This window comes from Gilvimarinus sp. 1_MG-2023 (genome assembly GCF_030548285.1).
Genome location: NZ_JAUOSC010000087.1, coordinates 1 through 512, shown reverse-complemented (window position 1 = coordinate 512; position 512 = coordinate 1). Strand labels below are relative to the sequence as shown.

Here is a 512-nt window from a genome sequence, read left to right as displayed (position 1 = left end):
ACAATCCGCTTCGCCAGACCTTCTACAATCGCCGTTTTACCGACACCGGAATCCCCTACCAGCAATGGGTTGTTCTTGCGTCGACGCGACAGAATCTGGATCAGGCGACTGACTTCCTGATCACGGCCGATCAGTGGATCAATCTTGCCATCCCGGGCAACCTTGTTGAGATTGGTGGCGTAGCCTTCCAATGCATTACTGGCTGTTGGTTCGCCATCTTCATCGGTGACACCCGACGTACCGGTAGTACCGGATTCATCTTCCTGGCCCGACACTTTGGAAATGCCATGGGAAATGTAATTCACCACGTCAATACGGGCAATATTCTGTTGTTTGAGAAAATAAACGGCCTGGCTTTCCTGCTCGCTGAAGATGGCAACCAGTACGTTGGCACCGGTCACTTCCGCCTTGCCAGACGATTGCACATGAAATACAGCACGCTGCAGTACTCGTTGAAAGCCCAGGGTTGGCTGGGTCTCACGCTCGTCATCCGTGTCTGGAATCAGTGGTGT

Annotated in this window: 1 protein-coding gene; it reads right to left on the bottom strand. The window is 52.9% G+C overall.

All coding sequences use genetic code 11. The features are described from left to right. Nucleotides 1-512: AAA family ATPase (locus Q4563_RS15805; protein WP_336623037.1), on the bottom strand; the 512-nt coding region annotated here is incomplete at both ends.